Source organism: Anaerocolumna sp. AGMB13020, from assembly GCF_033100115.1.
In the GTDB taxonomy this organism is placed as follows: Bacteria; Bacillota; Clostridia; order Lachnospirales; family Lachnospiraceae; genus Anaerocolumna.
Genome location: NZ_CP136910.1, coordinates 4,595,059 through 4,611,281, shown reverse-complemented (window position 1 = coordinate 4,611,281; position 16,223 = coordinate 4,595,059). Strand labels below are relative to the sequence as shown.

General features: G+C 38.1%; 16 protein-coding genes. 1 reads left to right on the top strand and 15 read right to left on the bottom strand.

Annotated features, from left to right (window positions below; genetic code table 11):
- Positions 1 to 31: 31 nt before the first annotated feature.
- From R2R35_RS19185 to R2R35_RS19170, 4 genes are all read right to left on the bottom strand, one after another.
- Positions 32 to 286, bottom strand: a complete 255-nt coding sequence (locus R2R35_RS19185) for a hypothetical protein (RefSeq protein ID WP_317731437.1) — start codon at positions 284 to 286, stop codon at positions 32 to 34.
- A gap of 54 nt (positions 287 to 340) precedes the next feature.
- Positions 341 to 919 carry a TetR/AcrR family transcriptional regulator gene (locus tag R2R35_RS19180; RefSeq protein WP_317731436.1) on the bottom strand — a complete coding sequence of 193 codons (579 nt, stop codon included), beginning with the start codon at positions 917 to 919 and terminating at the stop codon, positions 341 to 343.
- Between the two features lie 337 nt (positions 920 to 1,256).
- Entirely contained in the window at positions 1,257 to 1,931 is a 675-nt protein-coding gene (locus R2R35_RS19175) for an NAD(P)H-dependent oxidoreductase (protein WP_317734822.1), read from the bottom strand.
- Positions 1,931 to 2,500 (bottom strand): NAD(P)H-dependent oxidoreductase, encoded by a 570-nt coding sequence (locus tag R2R35_RS19170; protein WP_317731435.1) that lies wholly within the window; start codon positions 2,498 to 2,500, stop codon positions 1,931 to 1,933. Before R2R35_RS19170 ends, R2R35_RS19175 begins: the two co-directional genes overlap by 1 nt.
- Positions 2,501 to 2,645: 145 nt before the next feature.
- On the opposite strand from R2R35_RS19170, the gene R2R35_RS19165 reads away from it, so the two are divergent.
- Positions 2,646 to 3,236, top strand: a complete 591-nt coding sequence (locus tag R2R35_RS19165) for a TetR/AcrR family transcriptional regulator (protein WP_317731434.1) — start codon at positions 2,646 to 2,648, stop codon at positions 3,234 to 3,236.
- A gap of 112 nt (positions 3,237 to 3,348) precedes the next feature.
- Here the strand turns inward: R2R35_RS19165 and R2R35_RS19160 are convergent, their stop codons facing one another.
- From R2R35_RS19160 to R2R35_RS19110, 11 genes are all read right to left on the bottom strand, one after another.
- Positions 3,349 to 4,593, bottom strand: a complete 1,245-nt coding sequence (locus tag R2R35_RS19160; protein WP_317731433.1) for an RICIN domain-containing protein — start codon at positions 4,591 to 4,593, stop codon at positions 3,349 to 3,351.
- A 325-nt stretch (positions 4,594 to 4,918) separates the two neighbouring features.
- Entirely contained in the window at positions 4,919 to 5,467 is a 549-nt protein-coding gene (locus tag R2R35_RS19155; protein WP_317731432.1) for an NADPH-dependent FMN reductase, read from the bottom strand.
- Between the two features lie 95 nt (positions 5,468 to 5,562).
- Positions 5,563 to 5,976 (bottom strand): Rrf2 family transcriptional regulator, encoded by a 414-nt coding sequence (locus R2R35_RS19150; RefSeq protein WP_317731431.1) that lies wholly within the window; start codon positions 5,974 to 5,976, stop codon positions 5,563 to 5,565.
- Between the two features lie 279 nt (positions 5,977 to 6,255).
- Positions 6,256 to 6,645 carry a hypothetical protein gene (locus R2R35_RS19145; RefSeq protein ID WP_317731430.1) on the bottom strand — a complete coding sequence of 130 codons (390 nt, stop codon included), beginning with the start codon at positions 6,643 to 6,645 and terminating at the stop codon, positions 6,256 to 6,258.
- Positions 6,646 to 6,737: 92 nt separating this feature from the next.
- Entirely contained in the window at positions 6,738 to 7,328 is a 591-nt protein-coding gene (locus R2R35_RS19140) for a DUF5105 domain-containing protein (RefSeq protein ID WP_317731429.1), read from the bottom strand.
- A gap of 139 nt (positions 7,329 to 7,467) precedes the next feature.
- On the bottom strand, positions 7,468 to 10,080 hold the full coding sequence (locus tag R2R35_RS19135; protein ID WP_317731428.1) for a LuxR C-terminal-related transcriptional regulator: 2,613 nt from the start codon (positions 10,078 to 10,080) through the stop codon (positions 7,468 to 7,470).
- A gap of 166 nt (positions 10,081 to 10,246) precedes the next feature.
- On the bottom strand, positions 10,247 to 10,669 hold the full coding sequence (locus R2R35_RS19130; protein WP_317734821.1) for a MarR family transcriptional regulator: 423 nt from the start codon (positions 10,667 to 10,669) through the stop codon (positions 10,247 to 10,249).
- A 382-nt stretch (positions 10,670 to 11,051) separates the two neighbouring features.
- Complete coding sequence (locus R2R35_RS19125) at positions 11,052 to 11,681, bottom strand: type 1 glutamine amidotransferase family protein (RefSeq protein WP_317731427.1); 630 nt, start codon at positions 11,679 to 11,681, stop codon at positions 11,052 to 11,054.
- Between the two features lie 161 nt (positions 11,682 to 11,842).
- Complete coding sequence (locus R2R35_RS19120; protein ID WP_317731426.1) at positions 11,843 to 12,805, bottom strand: helix-turn-helix transcriptional regulator; 963 nt, start codon at positions 12,803 to 12,805, stop codon at positions 11,843 to 11,845.
- Positions 12,806 to 13,009: 204 nt separating this feature from the next.
- The gene (locus R2R35_RS19115; RefSeq protein ID WP_317731425.1) at positions 13,010 to 14,377 is read right to left on the bottom strand and encodes an MATE family efflux transporter; all 1,368 of its coding nucleotides are present in this window, start codon (positions 14,375 to 14,377) and stop codon (positions 13,010 to 13,012) included.
- Positions 14,378 to 14,878: 501 nt separating this feature from the next.
- Positions 14,879 to 16,162, bottom strand: coding sequence for a 4Fe-4S dicluster domain-containing protein (locus R2R35_RS19110; protein WP_317731424.1), 1,284 nt, complete (start codon positions 16,160 to 16,162; stop codon positions 14,879 to 14,881).
- Positions 16,163 to 16,223 lie beyond the last annotated feature (61 nt).

Genomic DNA, 16,223 nt, shown 5'->3' with positions numbered 1-16,223 from the left:
AAACTGCCACCAGCTTTTATACGTAACAAGATTACGCTTTTTCAAGACGTTTTAAATTAATGATATTGGATATTACGGTCAATAACCCCGCCAGTATACTTCCTAATCCCCAGGTACTGCCTGAGATAGCACTTCCCGTTCCTACTAATATTAAGATTATTCCTATGATATTCCCTACAACAGATCCTATCCTTGCAACCTTTTTAGAAGGATATCCACCCCTTGCGGCAACCTTTGTAAAAGCAAGGATTTTCTCATTATGTTTCTTTAAATCGAATTTCTCCATATTTATCTCCCTTCCAACTTAACAGATTTATCAGAATATTTGTCCACTATAATATTACTCAAATATTTCATTTATCAGATTATCCAGCATAAAATCAAATACTTCAAAATGATTGTAAGCCATTTTATCTTTGCCGGTTATCATGAACAACAAAGAGGCCATTACCGAGCGTGCTTTCTCTTCGCTGATACGAAGTTTCAAATAAGGCTTATCAAGCATTTGTCTGGCTCCCATTGCACTGTCATAATAAATGCTTTGCTTTTCTTCTTCCGTAAGTTTATTTATAAAACTTGTAAAATCAGCACTTAAGGTATCGTATAGGAACGGACTTTTATCATATTCTCTATAGACAGCTTTTAACGCTTTGGCGACGCCATATTTATTTTGTTCCTGCTGTAAGATTTCTTCCACTAAGGTATAAAGATTTCTTTGTATTATACTTAAGGTTTCTAAAAATAGGAGTTCCTTTGAGTCAAAGAAGATATAGAATGCTCCTTTTGATATTCCGGCCTCTGAACATACATCGTCAACATTGGTCTTTTTATATCCATACTTTTCCCAGTTACTCACACAGCTTTTTATAAGCTTCTCTCTTATATTGCTTTTTTCCTGCTCACTGAATCCTTTTGGCATATCAATCTCCTATATGACTATAATTATTATTTAAGTCATATATATCATACAATTAACTTTCTCCTTTGTCAAGTTCCTTTGTGTGTAATATTCTGACAGTTTAGTCATGTACAGATCTTACTGCAAAAAAAGGCTGTCGCAAAAGAATGCAACAGCCTCTCATATAAAATTCTTCTTTTATGTATACCTACCCAGACTGGACCTTTATCCCCATGCTGTATCAGAAGGGTTATTTACTGCTTTTAGAAGAATCTTTCTTTCTGTATGGTTTTCTGTATGGTTTTCGGTATGGTTTTCGGTATAGTTCTTTCTGCAGCTGTTTCACTTTAAGTTCACTTTAAGCTTCCGACCATACTCTCCTGCTCAAAGCTTTCCTGGAGATTTTAGCTTCCTTCAACCAATGTCGGCTGGCAGCGGCAGTAAAGATAAACTTTGGCATGGATGGATTAGTCATAATATTGCTCTGTTCTTTCTCCGACTGCCCCTCCAAATCGGTTGTTAATATCGTTAATCCCTTATAGATACCTTGCTTCAGCTTGCTGCTTAAAGGTATCACTTCCATGGTTTCCCTTATGAATTCACCTGCTCCTATGCCAATGCCGAATCTCCAGATAAAACCGATTCGTGCTGAATAGTGAGCCATAATCTGAAGTGCATTAATATTTTGCTTTCCTTCGATAAATCCGTTGTTTATGATGGAATATACCTTTGGTACCTTACAATCCTTCGGACAGGGATGCTTTATGAGATGCTCATGGAATGCATACATAAATTCCAACAGACTGGAAGGAATCGCATCTACATAGAGCGGGAAGGCAAATACAATTGCATCCATTGTCCTCATTAATTCAAAGTCTTCTTCTTTTGCGTTCTTTTTGTTCCATTCCACAACACTAAGCTCATGGCTTTGAATCTTTTGCACGTCAAGCATTTCCATTACTTTATCAATCAGTCCTTTGGAGGCACTATTTTTTCCTCTGGGGCTGCCGTTAATAAAACATACTTTATTCATCACTGCTCACACTCCTTTAGGTAGTTGCAGAGAGAAATCAACCTGTCTGTAACGTCCGATTCACTTCTGCTGATGTAGGTAGCTGCTTTCTTAGCCTGTAAGTTCAATGCATTTGCCTTGCAGAGGGAATGAAAAGTCTCTGCCTCTTCTTTGGTGATATCCTCTCCGTATCCAAAGACAATATAACCGGGATATTTCTTATATCGCGGAGCATGATGCTGTTCCCCTTTTATCTTCTTAAAAAACGGCAGGATATTGGGTATCATCCGGTCCAGTGTTCTTCGAATAGCAGGCGTGTAACAACCATATCTTACAGGAGATACAAATATTGCAATATCACTTCCGATATAGGCTTTGTTAATGTCACTGCTGATATCCTTGAATACACATTCCCCCGGAGTTTTTACCCAACAGCCAAAGCATCCAATACAATGATGCATATCTTCCGTCTGTATCTCAAAGGTAGCAACACTATGTTTATCTTTTTCAAGATATTTCTTCAATTCTTCCTTTACCTTTCTCCCAAGCTGACTGGTATCTAAGGCATCACATATAACTAAAACCTTCATTTTCCTTGCCCTCCTCAATGTTTACGCTGTCTACATACACAATCATACTCCACAATGTTTACACTGTCAACTTTTTATGTTATAATTTGATAAATTTGATTTTATTGAAGATAAATAACTATAGTGATTGTAAGAGGTATGTAAGTTGCAAAAAGAACATTATCATCATGGTGATTTAAAAAAAGAAATGATTATAAAAGGTATTCAATTATTAAATGAAGAAAATTATGAGGACTTTTCCTTAAGAAAAATTGCGGCTATGTGCGGTGTATCCCACTCAGCGCCTTATAAACATTTTAAAAATAAAGATGAATTAATTCTTGCCATTATTCTGGAGGTATCCAATAGCTTTAAAAAAGCATTGGAAGAAGCTGTACAAAGATATCCAAAGGAAGCAGAAAATCAAATTATAGAACTGGGAAAGTGTTATGTACGATTTATGGTGGAGAATCCGGATTATATGCGTTTCATCTTCATTAATCCAAGTCATAAAAACCTCAACCTGGTACCGGTACCTGATTATGAAACGAATCCTTATCAGATTTTTCAAAAAAGCGCTCTGGGTTATCTGGAATGGCTTAAGGCAGATAAAAAGGAGCAGACTGTCGATATTCTCACCATGTGGAGCCTGGTTCATGGTTATTCCATGCTACTGGTTAACGGTAACATCGATATTCCAGAAAACTATCTGGAGGTCATCGATAAGATGTTAAGAGAGAAGCTGCGTTTTCATTAACTGTCATAGAAAGTTTATATATAAAAGAGTTACGATAGAATTCTCATTCACTTCACCTAGACGGAAGTTTTTGATTCATTCTATGTAACTCTTTTACGGCTTTCGGATTATTTTAATTTACTTTTGTCAAATACCATTTCTGTGCATCCGTTCCATTATCATTCCATTGCTGTACCACGCCTCCATCGGCTGTGGAGGAATTGGACACGTCCATGGCTAATCCACTGGCTTTCGATATCAGTTTATAATATCCTCCGCCTGCATCTACGATTTTCCACCGCTGCGCATCGTTACCATTGTCATAGCACTGCTGAAGCTGCACTCCCTGGGCAGTAGAAGCATATGGTACATCCAGACACTTACCGCTGTGAACTGCGGTTAGTTTATAATACCCTCCTCCCATATCATCAATGCGAAACTTTTGGTTATCCGCTCCTTTATAGGTCCACTGATGCATTTTGGCTCCGTCATCATAGGAAACGTCCTTCACATCCAGTACCTTACCGCTGCATTTTGCAGCCAGCGTATAGACTCCTCCGCTTACAATAGTCGGTGAGGATTGTGCCTTATATACTCTTACATAATCAACCAGCATCTGAGACGGAAAAGCGGTCTGATTGTTAGGGCTTCCCGGCCAGTTTCCGCCTACTGCAAGATTCAGAAGGATAAAAAAGGATTTCTGGAATTCTTCTGTTCCTCCTGCATTGTTCTGTATGTAGAATTCATTAAATTGTACACCGTCAACAAACCATCTGATATAACTGGAGTCCCATTCAATGGAGTAAGTGTGGAACTGGGAAAAATCCAATGAGCCGGATACCTGTCCATAATCAGCCTGTCCATTGGAATCCCAGTGAACTGTACCGTTAACATAAGCATTGTTATTTACACGTTCCATGATGTCAATTTCACCGCATTTCGGCCAGCCAACACTGGTAATGTTATCGCCCAGCATCCAGAAAGCAGGCCATAAACCCTGCCCAGAAGGCAGTTTTATCCTGGCTTCAATTTTACCATAAGTAAAACTCTTTAGATTCTGGGTCTTAATTCTGGCAGAGGTATAATTCATACCGCCATAGGCTTCCTTCTGTGCAGTTATAATGAGATTACCACCAGATACCGAGAGATTCTGTGAACGGTTGGTATAATACTGCAGCTCGTTGTTTCCCCAGCCTCCGCTGCCCGTCCCGATTTCAGCTGTCCAATTAGAGGTACTCAGACTGCTTCCATTAAACTCATCGCTCCACACAAGTGACCAGTTGGTAGCTGCCTTTGCCGGAACTGTCATAGATGACAGCCAGGATACCACTAGAATGAAAACCAGTAGCACACTTAATAACTTCCCTTTCCTTAACATATCTTATCTCCTTATCATTTATTATTTCAGATCATGCCGCGCGAATCATGACCATGAAATCCTCTCGTTTCGGAAAATGGCAGTTCTTTCAATTTAAGAATATTATAGTATACCTTCGATAATATGTAAATATTTTACTTATTTAATTTTGTCCATTATGCTGTTAATAGCCGCTTCTTCCTTTCGTAGTCAGTCAAATAATTATCAGACTTCTATGTAAAACAGAAAAGACCTGCAAATACAGATTGGAATAAAAAATCTGCACTTCGGTCTTTTCCCATACTATTCCGTTCCTGCTCGCCTGTCACTGGCTGCTCCGATGGTATTAAAACTTATCAATCCAGGCAACAAATGCATCCACGTAAGTTTTTAAGAAGTCTTTTGTACCTTCATTTGTAAGCTTACCGCTTTCATCCAGCAAGCTGGTAACATTTCCAATATAAGCCTCCGGCTGCTGTAAAGGATAGACATCAAGGAATGTAAGGGTCTGTCTAAGGTGATGATTTGCTCCAAAACCTGATATACCTCCCATTGATACACTGACTATACCTGCTGGTTTACCAGCCCAAACGCTTTGTCCATAGGGTCTGGAGGCAACATCCAAAACATTCTTTAACGCAGCTGGTACAGAACGGTTATACTCGGGTGTAAAAAACAGATACGCATCAGCGGACTTGACCTCTGCTCTTAAATTGCTCCAGGATACCGGAGGATTTGCTTCCAGGTCTTCATTAAATAAATCTATTCCATTTATATCAATGAATTTAGCTTCATATCCTTCAGGTATTATTGATGCTACATAATTTGCAATTGCTCTGTTAAAAGATCCTTTTCTCAAACTTCCTACAATAATGCCGATTGTTTTTTTGCTCATAATAATTCCTCCTATTAAATTCATTTTGATTTTATTTTCCCATTCAGGAAGGTTAATAACATTAGTTTAAGTTATATAGATGATAATGATCTGACTCAAATATTGCCTAAGCCCTCTAAAATATCAGATAGATGCATCGTTTCCAATTCCTCTTCAAAACTGGATTGTACTTTATGATTAATACGCTCTAATACACATCCTATTCTTGCGCCTACCGGACAGTCTGAATTGGTATCTGAATGTATTGCAAACAAATCCTGCCGGTTTTCTACTGCTTTAAAAATTTCCAAAAGTGTAATCTCTTCCGGAGGTTTCATGAGTCCGGTTACACCAACTTTGGTTTTTGTCTGTATGAGACCCGACTTCTTCAAATCACTCATCAGTCGTCTTACAAGAGCCGGATTCGTATTCACACTTCCTGCAATATAATCCGATGTTATTCCATCCTCCTGTTTTAAAGCAATAAGGCTAAGTATATGAATACCAACAGCATATTTTGTTGAGTACATAATCATCATCTCCTCTATTTGTTACTATTATAGTTACAAATACTTCATTTGTCAATGGTTAAATTTAATTTTATTAAATTCAATTTATTTCTTTAGAAATTATGGGTTTTCTTTTACTTCTTCTTCTTCTTCTTCTTCTTCTGCTTCATTCTTCCCTCTTGCCAGGACTATCCAGGTAATAAGAAAGAGGAGCTGCTGAACTTAATTCAGTGCTCCTCTAATTAACTATATGATATGTGCCAGGAAGGAATGAAATATTGCCGGATAAACTAAGCTAACTTATGCTGGTTTTGCAGTTTGTACTTTCGGCTTTACAAAGAAAGCTAAAATACCTGCAATGATAAAGAAAAATGTAACTACGAGAGATATAGGTGCCAAAACTGCGGGAATAATCGCCGAAGCCAGAAATATTACTGAAGTAATTTTTCCTAATTTACTCATTAAGAATACTGATATCAAGGAAACAATACCACAAACAATCAAGGCATATGAACAACTCTTTAACTCTTCCATCTCTTTCAGGGCCTGAGCTACATCCGGATCTGAACTATATTCTTCCACGGCTGCTATTTCTGTGCTGTATGTATCAAAATCTGATAACCATTTTGCCCCTAATCCTATGGATGCTAATGTACCTATAATAACTAATATAATTGTTGCAACTCTCATACTTCCTCCTATTAAACTCCTATTATTTAGAACGAAATGTTTTATTCCCCGGCTTATTCTTCCAACACCATCATAACTGTCAATCGTAAAATTTATTCACTAAGCATTTCATCAAGGTTTCCAGTTATATTACTCATAAAAGTATCATCATCCTGAATCACCCAGATTTTCTTACCATTGTCTTTTTTTAAGGTAATCTCAAATTCATTTGTTACAACAGGTGCTTCCGGGTCAGACATACCTTCCTCCAGATACCCCATCATTTTCTCTTCCACATCATCATCTGACATCTCTTCCTCTGAGAGAGCAGCATCATATGCTTCATCAAAGATCTTTCCATACATATCTTCAAAAACTAATTGCATATCCAGATTTGTCAGCTTTACCCCAACAGTCGCTGTATCTCCATCTTCTTCAGAGGATACAATTTCATAGTTCAATTTTGAAAAAATAAGGGTTATTAACTTTTCTTCCTGCGGATCCGCAAATGTAAAATTACCGGTATCAGATTTACAATATTTCTCTGCCTCTTTTAAATCCGCTTTACTTAACGCTGTAAAAAATCCCTTAACACTATCATCAGCTGCCGGAAATACCGTTTTCTTACAAGCCATCATAGATAAAACCAATGTAATCATCATCAGGATGAGGAAACATCTTGATGAATATGAACTTTTTTTCATTTGTGTTTCTCCTTTTGTTTTATTTCGATTGTATAATATATAATTCTACAATTTTTTTAACTATCTCATTATAAAGAAAAAAGCCTCACATTCAACCTATCAAAAGTTAGGTAAAAAGTAGGGCTTTTCATTCTAAAAGCTAATTGATTATCTCAAGACGCCTGGCCTTGACCACTGCCTGGGTGCGCTTATTGACTCCTAGTTTAGAGAACATATTATTAATATGCCATTTAACCGTACCTGTCGTAATAAAAAGTATCTCTGCAATCTCATCATTAGACAGTCCTTCTGCAATAAGTTTTAGTATCTCTAGTTCTCTTTTCCTAAGAGGGTCTGTAAGAGAATTCATGTTATTTATGCCACTGCTGCATATTTTGTCTATAAAATCCGGCGCTGTATCTCTTACCTTAAATACCAGCTCCAGAAGTTCGCCTCCCTCATCAAGAAATAATCTTTCATACCCTTCAGGAGCCGCAAGCGTTACAGCTTCTCTAGAGCAATCCAAGGCTCTGTCTTCTAACCCCAGGTGCTTATTAACCAAAGCTGACAGCAGCAGCACAGTAATTAGCTCTCCAAACCGGCCTTCTTCTTTTAAGTGTTCCTCTTTTTCACGAAGGGCCTTCTGTGCTGTGAGAAAGTCTTTTTGCGAAATCAAAGCTCTTAGATAGGTAAAATAAGGATTTATGTCCGATAACCCTGATATTTTGTCAAAGGTAGTTTTTGGTTCCTTCAGCCACCGAAAGACCTTTTCATAATTCCCTTCCCTATAGAACAGCTCCATTTCCAGTGCTTCAAAAAATAAGGCAATCCTGGCTATTTTAATATTTTTATAATTGGCTTTCAATCGATATACCATATCAAAAGCCTTTTCTTTCTCTCCGTTATGATAAAGAGCCAGAACGAAATACCATTCTCCTACGCCCCCCAAATAGGCATATCCCAACTCACGGTAAACTGCAATACCTTCCTCCAGATACTTTTGAGCTTCTTCCAGCTTATTGGAGTAATATAACCGTATTCCCAGTGAAAGATAAACGATCTTTCCTATTGGCAGGTAATTTCCTGCCTGATCCTTAAATCTGTCGAGAGTCTTTTCACATAAGGCAAGCGCCTCTCTTCCTTTCCCCATACAATTAAGATAAAATGCTACATCGTGCAGGGAAGTCACTTCCAGCATACGGTACCCCTTTTTACAGGCTCCTTCATGAACTTTTGCATGCAAAGCTGCCGCAGTACCAGTGTGACCGTTTAAGGCATATGCATGTCCCAAAGCTGTTAATGCTACATAGTAGAAATAATCCTTTTTATCCGCTACATATGTGATTGCTTCTTCAGCCTCCATTAAGGCCTTTACTTTATCTTCATTATTTAACAGGTACGGTGCTGAAGCCTTTACCATTCCAGTAATTATTGGATTATTAATGTCAGCTTTCCTATGTTTCAGGTTATGTATTATTTTTCTTGCTTCATCAATTTCCCCTGTTAACAGCATGCACCAGGCCTTATATATTTCCAGAATGCCATCCTTCTCCTTCTTAACTAGCAAATCAGAATTCAATAATGTAAGAAGGTTCTTTACCTCGCCTTTCTGAAACAACTCTATTGCCCTGTCTTTCACCAAACATACCGATGTTTCCTGGTCCTTTGCCTGTAAGGCATAGGCAAGAGCAGCTTCTGTATATCCATTCTTTCTGCACCATTGGCCAGCCATTCTGGAAATTTCAGCGATTGCAGTCTCCTCCTGGTTGCTCCTTAGAAACTCTGAAAAAAGAGGATGGTATCTATACCAGGTCTTCGTATCATCCAGTGATATGATAAAGAGATTTTCCTTTTCCAGCTTCTGTATGATACTTCTGCTGTCTTTCCTTCCTGTTACGGCCTCACATAGCTCCTCATTAAATTCCTTTAGTATACAGGTCTTATTCAGAAAATCACGCAGCTCCTCCTCTTGATTCTTCAGAACCTCATCCATCAGGTACTCTGTTATGAAACGATTATTGCCACTAAACGCTTTCATGAAAGCATCTTCCCGGTTACCTTCCATATTTGTTAAGGAAAGCCCAATCAGCTGCATTCCGGCAGCCCAGCCCTCTGTCTGCTTTTCAATCGTTTCCAGGGATTGCTCCTTTAAGTTCAGTTTAAAATATCTGCTGAAAAATTCCTCAATTTCTACTTTTGTAAATTTCAAATCCCTTGCATTCAGCTCTGTTATCTTATCTTCAACTCTGCATTTTGAAAAAGCAAGCTCCGGTTCCTTGCGCGTAATTATTACTAATCGCATGGTTACCCCATTTATTAGTTTTTGCATCAGTTCATTGATATAGTTATTATGAATTATATGATAGTTATCCAAAACCAGTATGATAGACTCCTGAAGCTGTTCCAGCTCCCGTGCCATATATAAGCTTACTGTCTTAACAGCAGGCAGGTTTACAGTCAGCATAAGATTTTCAATGGTTGAACCAAAGCCTTTACTTATCTTTCTGACCGCCTCAAGCAGATAACAAATAAACTTTGAAGGCTCATTATCATATTCATCCAAAGACAGCCAGGTATACTTACAGTTCAACCGGTCCAGCCACCCTGAAACTAATGTTGTTTTACCGTATCCCGCTGGTGCGGAAACCAGAAAAACTCTATGTCCTTTCTCCAGTCCCTCGCCTAACCTGTTATTTAGAATATCTCTGCAAATATGATTCTGTCTGACAGAAGGCATTTGCAGCTTGGTATCTAAAAATATTTTTTTATCCATGTTTCCCCTTGTGATTGTGATAAACATCCCTACTACCCATTCGTATTATACGCATTTTTTTATCCCTATTTACAATCTGAAATACATTTTAAGTACTGTACTATTCCTCCTTCCGATGGCAGAATCTTATCCTACCCAAGGTGATTAATCAAATTTAATGAGAGCCCTACTCTATATTGCTTATAATTCTTCGCAGCATATTTTCAAATTCAGTTACCTCTTTTTCTGAAAACCCTTTATAGAATAACTCATTCATCCGATCCGTTACCTTATCATATTCCTCTTTATAATGCCTTGCTTTCTCTGTAATGGATACGTAGATCTGCCTACGGTTTTTGGGATCAGCGGCTCTGACTACCAGCCCACTTTCTTCCATTCTATCCAGCATACTGGTGAGAGTCGTTTTGGCCAGTGATGTAAGATGCCCGATTTCGCTTATCGTAAGCTTTTCGTGCTCCCACAACACATATAATATCCTTCCCTGAGCACCGTTAAATGCATCTATGCCACTTTCTTTCAGCATTTTCTCAAATACTCTTCCCTGAAGCTGCTTGATTTGGGATATCAAAAATCCTCCGTACGTTTTAATATAATCCACCTCCATACCACGTAGTATAGTTTCATATAGTACCATTGTCAAATATTTAAATTATCTGACAAAGCTTATACATCCTTTTTCTTCAGATTCCTGATGCAATCTTGTATGGCTTCGTCAACAGAAAAACCTCCCAATAATCATCAACTGGCATTACAAATAGCAAATTTTAACTTTAATACAATATTATATCAAATCCTATGTCAAGCATCAACTGCTGCTATATCGGTGTTACGTAAAAACGAGCTGGAAAGGTATCTCTCCAACCCGTTTATCACATTTATTTGATTTACATAACCTAACCTTTAAATATCTGTGTGAGCCTTCTTAACTGCTCTGCATTGATAACATTTATATGAGACTTTTCTTTTCCTTATTAACAGATAGAATCCATCAGCTTTAAATAATACTTCTCTTCCTTTGTTTTATATAGCCTATACCAGGCACCCAGAGTTTCAGCAGAGAACACTTCTAAGGCTTTCAACACCTGAAAGGAAAATTCCAACGGTGCTATCCCGGAAGCGGTTATCAGCTTTCCATCGGCTACGGCAGTTTCCTGGTTATAATACTGTTCTCCCTTATAATTCGGGCAGATAGCTTTAAGGTAACCCAGGTCATTGCTGGTATGATTTTTAGTATCTAGCAAACCTTTCCGGGCAAGACCTATTGTTGCACCACAAATTCCAGCAACAACAATCCCCTTCTCTACACATTTCTCTGCCGTTTTCAAAATAGGTAAATGAACTGATTCTGTCCAGGTATCTCCGCCAGGTAAAATCAGAGCATCCGCCTTATCAATCTCAAAAGCATCCACTTCAATGTCCGGTAATATCTTCAGGCCTCCCATTGTAACGACAGGAGACTTATTCATTCCGACTGTAATAATTTTTACCGGTGCTAAATCTTTCTTAAAAAATCTTCCAGAATTCAATTCTGCTGTTATATAACCAACTTCCCAATCTGCCATTGTATCGAATATATAAAGATACACTATGTTATGATGCATAACTCTAAATCTCTCCTTTTAATAATTTATTAAACCTACGCTACCTCCACGAAGAAATCCATACATACTCTTTTTTCTGGTGTAATGGACCTCCATGAAACAGGACGATGTTTATCCTAATAATAAAACAACTTCACTGACAACCACTGTCAGTGAAGTTATTATATTTGATAATGTTCTATTAATTCCGATGCAACAGAAACAAGCTTTTCCTTTAAACTCTTTGGCTCAATCACTTGAACAGCTTTTCCATAAGACAGAAGGATAAAAGGCACATATCCCATAACGGCTCTTTCATCCAGTAAAAAAACCACTTGGTCTGGATTACGCTCTTTCAGGTGATGGCCGAAAAACCAATGAATACATAAATCCTCCAGAGCTTCCGGCCGGCCGCCTATAATGACCGTTAACAGCTCTTCTTTACTATCCTGATCCTGCAAAAGGTTTTGCAGAAAATATTGTCTGGCAGAAAAGTTGTCCGGCCTTTTAAACCTCTCTTGTGTACATTGTATTCGGGTAATCCTTTCAGCTCGAAAACTTCTGATTTCCTTTCGAAGCCGGCAGAAACCAACCGTATACCATTTATTGTTCCAGTAAAGCATTCCATAAGGGTCAATTACTCTTATAACCGGTTGCTTTTCTCGGTTTGAACGATATTCAATCTCTACTGAATATTCATTTGCAATAGCAGCTTCCAACTCTTTCAGGGTCTTCCTGACAGATGGGCCAATTTCTCGACTGATGACCTCAAAACCGGTTAAGTGGCGATTTAGCATATTTTCCTGTTCTCTATTTGAATAACTTTTTAACTTTTGTGTCGCTTTATTTAAGGATTCACTGAAAGGGTATCCCGCTTCCTTTGCAAAAACAGCCGCATGAAGCAATGCCTTTTGTTCTTCAAGATCGAAAACTAACGGTGACTGAATAAAATTATTCAGTAAAGTGTATCCGCCATTCTGCCCTGAATCTGATATAATAGGTACTCCGCTTTCACAAAGGGAATCAATATAACGATATACCGTTCGTATATTTATCTCTAATTTCTCCGCTATCTGCTTTGCAGTTATTTTCGTTCCTGCGTTTAGCATCCATAATATCGCAAGCATATTTCCGTTCTTCGCCAATCAACCGCCTCCTTTCATGTTCATTCAGAAATAGCTTAATATAAATCAGTCCTTCAACCGTCTTTTATGTATGATCCCGGTTAACCATAGATATACCCTTATCAGTATAAATCTATTCTGAACAGACCCAAAGCAAACCGCACCGAAAACCATCACCAGGCAGGGAATCCCAGAGATGAGATGTTCTGTACTTTTATATACATGTCAGACTTTTATATATTTCCACTTGCCACTATGTACTCTGGTCAGATACATAATCGATCTGGAGCAGAAGTCAAAGAATATACCAACCATTACCGCAGTTAATCCTATTCCAAATAAATGAATAAGTGCGAAGGACAGGATAACCCGAAAGGCCCAAAGTCCTACAAAGGAGGTAATCATTACATACTTGATATCTCCCGCAGCCTTTAAGGTTGCTGAACATAAATTCAAGATAGCAAGCAATGGCTCTATTACTCCAAAAGTACAAACAATAGCAATGGATTCTTTCATAACAAGAGGGTCACTGGTATACATACCTGCAAGATATTTTGAAAATATAATCATAAACATACCAATGACAAAACCCACAAGCATAGTAATCTTTAAGCTTTCACGGGAATAGATTTCTGCTTTCTCATAATTCTTCTCTCCGAGACTTTGTCCTACAAGTGTTGTATTTGCAATTGCAAAACCAAATATCGGAAAGAATGCAAGTGCATTTATATTTAATCCAATCTGATAGGCTGCCATAGCAACGGTTCCTAAAGGAACTATAATAATCTGCAGCATAAGAAATCCGCCCTGCATTACCGCCTGCTCGATGAAACCAGGAACACCTATTTTAATAATTCGTTTAATCATTTCAGGCTTGATGGTATAGTCATCTTTCAGGCTTAGATTCAGTTTAAGCCCTTTGTAATTATACAGAACCAAAACTCTTACCACCACACCAACAATTCTTGAAACAGTTACTGCTATGGCAGAACCTACGATACCATATGCAGGTATATGCAGAAAAGGTACACCAAATATTAAGACCGTATTTAATATGATATTTAAGACATTTACTCCGGCAGTGATTATCATGGGAGTCTTTGTATCGCCTGCCCCTCTCATTGCTCCGGATACAATGATATCCAACACAAGAAAAGGCAGATTTATCAGTACAATATTAAAATAACTGATTCCTGCTGCAAAAACCTCTGGCTCGGCTTTTCCAAAGAACAGGCTCAATAAAGGAAGGGAAAATACTCTTCCCAGCACTGCCAGAAGCACGCCTACAATGACTGCCATATATCCTGACTGTATTAATGCGTTTTTGGCCTCATTATTTTTACCTTCACCGGTTACTCTTGCAATAATAACCGTTGTACCAATTGACAATCCAGAAAAAACTGTTTGCAGGAATCCCATCAGCATATTTACCATTCCTACAGCTGCAACTGCAAAGATACCTATCTTCCCCATAAAAATAGTAGAAACCATACCTACCATCATCTCAAGTATCTGTTCGGTAATAGAAGGCCAGGCAAGTGAAATTATCTCTTTGTCCGCTCTTTTATCCAGTTGAAACCACTTTTTGTTCATTTTCTACCTCTTTTATCCGTATCTGATTTACGCAACGGATTCAATTATAAATCAAATAACTACAGGTGGCAATCTGAAAATCTATAAAAAATATGGACGAACAAAAATTAGTTGATTTATCAATTAAATCTCTATGTATTTTTTATTGGATAAGGCTTTTCTAGGATTTCAATTAAATACATGTCTCTATAAATTCTAAAATGGATAAGGCCTTGCTGGGTTTTCAATAAAATGCATATCTTCATAAGGTTTAAAAGTGATAAGTCTTTGGGAACTTTCAAAGAGGACATCCAGTCATTGGGAATTCCCTTTGCATTCAACTTTTATACCGTAACCGTATGCTTCTGCCAATAAGATAAGTTTCACAGCATAAATTCTGAAACCCTCCAATTGTTTTGCATACAAATAAGGACGTGAAATAGTTTCTTTCACGTCCTCAATCTTTTACACTTTTTCATGTTTCAATTAATGAATTATTTTAATATTCTTACGTTTTTTGTCTTAAGACTTTTTATCTATTTTCTTCGACAGTAATTTATCAAGGTAGATGGATTTAAACTGCTTACTAGCCATCATTTGCTTTAAAGGCGGTAATTTGAAAATAACTCCAAATACAGCTGCCATAGCACGATGATTCGCAAATGCCTGGTTATCAAAGATGAGATTCTGAAGGGTTCCTTTCTCAATTGCCTGCAACACGAACCGATGGGTACTATTCACCGGTGTAATAACACGTACCTCCCTTTGTACTAATTCTATGGCTTTTTTCGGACAGCTCCGTACACAGACACCGCAGCCAAGGCAAACTTCCTTATCAACCTCTGCAACCTTCTTAACCTCTTTGTTGTTAGACATGGAAATTGCTAATACCGGACATACCTTTTCGCATTTGCCACAGCCTACACATTCATGGGAAATCTTAGGCACATAATTCGTAGTTGCCACCGGCTGCATTGGGCTGAACTTTCTTGCTGCCTGTAAGGCTTCACAACAGCAGCCACAGCAATTGCAAATAAAAGCAGGAGCTTCACGAACATTTTCTCCAATCTGGACAAGATTAGCTTCATAAGAACGTTCCAATACCTCCATTGCCTCTTTTCTGTCAATTAATCTTGCATGATGTCCATTTTCTGCAAGAGAACGGGCTACATTTCCAAAGGTGAGACAAACGTCCAAAGGAGCATCTATCTCACAGGGGTGGCCCGCATGCAGCATCTTATGTCTGCAATAACAGGTTCCTAGGCCTATATGTGTAGCATCCTCAATAATATGACTTGCCCTTTCATAATCCAGAATATGAATTGTATTTTCATTTGTCAATATCGGCTCCTGCACATAAACTCTTCCAAGATGGGTCTCTGTAGCATAGAATAAATCCTTAACGAAGTCCTCTTCCACATTCATATATTGATAATACAACTCACTTAAATACTTCTGATCAATATCACCTCTTGTACGCATTAATGCAAACTCTATAAACCCTGCCATTGGCGGAGGCATCACAAATTGCCGTACACCTCTGTAAAATGAATCCACCAGTAAAGCCTTCTCACAAAGATGCTCTAAAAAAGCTTCTGCTTTTCCTTCGCTGGTATTCCATATTTTTGCCGCTTTTTTTGCTGTAAAAGGACGAACTGGCAAACGTGCGACCCACTTGGCTTCTTTTTCCGTATAAAGAACCTGCAGAATTTTATACAGGCTATCCGTTGGCGGGGCCCCCTGTGTAAACCAATTAATTCTTTCTTCCAGGTTCTTATAAGCATCTTTACTGGTTATATGTCCCATTCTTTATCCTTCCTATTGTCTACTTTTTATCGTCTAATGATGCGAAAGCTTACTATAATAA

Bases quoted from the DNA above. Each gene is read 5' to 3' on its own strand.
- R2R35_RS19125 (WP_317731427.1), bottom strand. From the start codon at position 11,681: ATGCATCATAACATAGTGTATCTTTATATATTCGATACAATGGCAGAT.
- R2R35_RS19175 (WP_317734822.1), bottom strand. From the start codon at position 1,931: ATGAATAAAGTATGTTTTATTAACGGCAGCCCCAGAGGAAAAAATAGT.
- R2R35_RS19185 (WP_317731437.1), bottom strand. From the start codon at position 286: ATGGAGAAATTCGATTTAAAGAAACATAATGAGAAAATCCTTGCTTTT.
- R2R35_RS19160 (WP_317731433.1), bottom strand. From the start codon at position 4,593: ATGTTAAGGAAAGGGAAGTTATTAAGTGTGCTACTGGTTTTCATTCTA.
- R2R35_RS19115 (WP_317731425.1), bottom strand. From the start codon at position 14,377: ATGAACAAAAAGTGGTTTCAACTGGATAAAAGAGCGGACAAAGAGATA.
- R2R35_RS19135 (WP_317731428.1), bottom strand. From the start codon at position 10,080: ATGGATAAAAAAATATTTTTAGATACCAAGCTGCAAATGCCTTCTGTC.
- R2R35_RS19170 (WP_317731435.1), bottom strand. From the start codon at position 2,500: ATGAAGGTTTTAGTTATATGTGATGCCTTAGATACCAGTCAGCTTGGG.
- R2R35_RS19145 (WP_317731430.1), bottom strand. From the start codon at position 6,645: ATGAGAGTTGCAACAATTATATTAGTTATTATAGGTACATTAGCATCC.
- R2R35_RS19110 (WP_317731424.1), bottom strand. From the start codon at position 16,162: ATGGGACATATAACCAGTAAAGATGCTTATAAGAACCTGGAAGAAAGA.
- R2R35_RS19180 (WP_317731436.1), bottom strand. From the start codon at position 919: ATGCCAAAAGGATTCAGTGAGCAGGAAAAAAGCAATATAAGAGAGAAG.
- R2R35_RS19140 (WP_317731429.1), bottom strand. From the start codon at position 7,328: ATGAAAAAAAGTTCATATTCATCAAGATGTTTCCTCATCCTGATGATG.
- R2R35_RS19155 (WP_317731432.1), bottom strand. From the start codon at position 5,467: ATGAGCAAAAAAACAATCGGCATTATTGTAGGAAGTTTGAGAAAAGGA.
- R2R35_RS19150 (WP_317731431.1), bottom strand. From the start codon at position 5,976: ATGTACTCAACAAAATATGCTGTTGGTATTCATATACTTAGCCTTATT.